Source organism: Frankia sp. CgJB1, assembly GCF_977947065.1.
On sequence record NZ_CDWTNB010000274.1, the window covers coordinates 1 to 3,093 of the forward strand.

Sequence of the window (3,093 nt, forward strand, 5' to 3'; positions counted from 1 at the left end):
TCCAGGACAGGCTCTACGAGTCGCTGCTGGAACTGGTGCCGGACCCGGATTTGCCGGCCCGGCGGTTCCGTCTCGTCGACGCGCCGGGCAACGAACGCAAGACCACCGGCTCGTATTTCACCCCGAACGCGCTCATCGACTCGCTGCTGAGGACCGCGCTGGACCCCGTGATCGACCGGTACGCGGCCTCCGGCATTCCCGCGGACCTCCTGCGGATCACCGTGGTGGACCCGGCCTGCGGCTCCGGGCACTTCCTCGCCGCCGCCGCGCACCGGATCGCCCGCAGATACGCGATCATGGACCGGGGAGACGACGAACCGTCCCGGGCGGAGATCGTGAAGATCCTGCCCGAGGTCGTCGCGCGGTGCGTCTACGGGGTCGACATCAACCCGCTGGCGGTCGAGATCACCAAGTTCTCGCTGTGGCTGGCGTCCGTCGAGCCGAACCGCCCGCTCGCCTACCTCGAACATCACATCAAGGTCGGCAACGCCCTGCTCGGCGTGACCCCGATGCTGCTGGACGGGGGAATCCCCGACGCCGCCTTCAAGGCGTTCGGCGACGATGATGCCAGCCGGGTCAGGGCACTGCTGGCCGACAACCACGGTGCGGTCTTCCTGGAGGCGCGGAAATCCGCCGACATCAGTCACTTCGCCAACCTGCGCGGTCGGCAGGAGCTGCGTGAGATCATCGATCTGCGTGCACTGTCCCTGTCGGATGTCCGTGAGCAGGCGCGGCGGTACGAAGCCCTGAAGGCCATGCCCGAGCGCCGCCTCCACCTGCTGGCCGCCAACGCCTGGTGCGCCGCGTTCGTCTGGCCGAAGCACGAGGGTGGGCCACCGGCGATCACGAATCAGCTCCTGTATCCGCTGATGGCTGGTTCGAAGGAGTTGTCACCGGAGCTGGCGAAGCTCCTGGACGACATCACGGACCGGTACCGTTTCTTCCATTGGCATCTGGAGTTCCCGGATGTCTTCCGCACGGATGACGATCCGGACGCTCCCGACGCGAACCCGGGCATCGGCTGGCGCGGCGGCTTCTCCTGCGTCCTGGGTAACCCGCCGTGGGAGCGGGTGAAGCTCCAGGAGAAGGAGTTCTTCGCGCACCGGGACGAGAAGATCGCCAAGGCCCCGAACAAGGCGGCCCGGCAGCACCTGATCGACGCGCTGAAGGAGAGCGAGTTCGCCTCCGACCGTGCCCTGTACGCTGACTTCCAGGATCACCTGCGGGAGTCCGCCGGCTGGTCGCAACTGCTGCGGGACTCGGGCCGCTACCCGCTCACCGGCCGCGGCGACGTCAACACCTACGCTGTCTTCGCCGAGACGGCCCGGACCGTCCTCGGCCCGCACGGTCGTGCCGGCCTGGTGCTGCCCACCGGCATCGCCACCGACGCCACGACCGCACCGTTCTTCCAGGACGTCGTCGAGCAGGAGTCGCTCGCCGGGCTGGTGGAGTTCGAGAACGAGGAGTTCCTACTCAGCCGCGCGGTGGACCACCGAGTCCGGTTCTGCCTTCTCACTCTCGCCGGGCGTCAGGCCGGAGCCGACCGGGTGCCGTTCGCCTTCGGATCACGGCGGATGGTCGACGTGGCCGACCGCCTGTTCACCATGACACCGGCCGAGATCCGTCTCCTCAACCCGAACACCAGGACCGTCTCGATCTTCCGGTCCCCGCGAGACGCCCGCATCACCCTGGACATCTATCGCCGCGTACCGATCCTCTGGCAGGATGCGCCGCCGTCGAACCCGTGGAATATCTTGTTCAAAGCCATGCTGCACATGGCCAACGATAACGTCTTCACGCGAGGGTCGGGCGAGGACGCCGAGTACATGCTCCCGCTGATCGAGGCGAAGATGGTCCACCATTTTGACCATCGGTTGGGAACGTACGAGGGGCAGACCCAAGCTCAGGCGAACATGGGAACCCTGCCCCGGACGACGCCCAAGCAGCACGCCGACCCGGACTTCGTCACGCTGCCGCGCTACTGGGTCGCCGAGGAGAAGGTCGAGAAGACGCTCGGCGAGCGGTGGGACCGCGGCTGGCTGCTCGGCTGGCGCGACATCGCCCGCGCCTCCGACGAACGGACCTTGATCAGCGGCGCGATTCCGCGTTACGCCGTGGGAGACAAGTTCCTCCTCGCATCGCCATCCGAACGGGGAGCCCTTCTGCAGGCAAACTTCTCCGTGTTCGTGCTCGATTACTGTGCCCGACAGAAATTCGCTGGCACCTCGTTCAAGTACTTTCTCATGAAGCAGCTTCCCGTGCTGCCGCCGGAGCGGTATGACGAGCCGGTGGGGTGGCTGGCGGGGGAGGCACCGGCGCGGTGGATCGAGGCGCGGGTGCTGGAGCTGACGTACACCGCCTGGGACATGCGGCCCTTCGCCGAGGACCTGGGTGATTCCGGGCCGCCGTTCGTCTGGGACGAGGAACGCCGGTTCGAGCTGCGGGCGGAGCTGGATACCGCCTACTTCCACCTCTACGGCGTTGACCGGGATGACGTCGGCTACATCCTGGACAGCTTCCGGGCCTTCCGGAACAACGATCCGGAGCGGTTCGAGCGGACGAAGGCCCGCATCCTCGCGATCTACGACGCGATGGCCGCCGTGGAGGCCGATGGGCTCGCCTACGTCAGCCCACTGGCTCCGCCGGCCGGCCTCGGCCGCCGCCACTCGGCCACTCTCGCCGCCTTCGGCGCGCACAAGGCACGGAGCCTGCTCCGGGCGACCAGTACGCCATCTGGTAGCCGTCCCCGGATCTCTGCGTACGATCTCAGCGCCGATCTGACTCCACCCGATCCCGACGACTCTGTCGGGCCGCCAGGATCAGCCGCGAAGCCTCACAGGTCGGTATAGCGATCGACATACAGAGTGGGCTTCTTGTCGCCGAAGATTCGCTTGATCTCCTCTTTCTCCTTCTCGCGCATCCGCTTCTTGACGGCCTCCCATTTATCCGGGTCGAAGGTTTGGAGTCGGTCCATCCCTTCATCGAACTCCTGTGAACGGCGAGCGTCGAACTCCTCGTCGGTTTCCTTGCCTTCCATGCTATGCTCCTTTTTCTCGTGAAACTATCGGTCGGATATTCGGATCGCATAGGATT

The 3,093-nt window shown here is 66.2% G+C and carries 2 protein-coding genes; one reads left to right on the forward strand and one right to left on the reverse strand.

Annotation, left to right across the window (positions count from 1 at the left end):
- The coding region (locus AC08OT_RS19760; protein WP_476594719.1) for an Eco57I restriction-modification methylase domain-containing protein at positions 1-2,849 on the forward strand (2,849 nt) is incomplete at its 5' end.
- Here the strand turns inward: AC08OT_RS19760 and AC08OT_RS19765 are convergent.
- Complete coding sequence (locus AC08OT_RS19765; RefSeq protein WP_476594718.1) at positions 2,834-3,037, reverse strand: hypothetical protein; 204 nt, start codon at positions 3,035-3,037, stop codon at positions 2,834-2,836. The genes AC08OT_RS19760 and AC08OT_RS19765 overlap by 16 nt on opposite strands.
- Positions 3,038-3,093 lie beyond the last annotated feature (56 nt).

Coding starts and splice junctions, on each gene's coding strand:
- AC08OT_RS19765 (WP_476594718.1), bottom strand. CDS start 3,037: ATGGAAGGCAAGGAAACCGACGAGGAGTTCGACGCTCGCCGTTCACAG.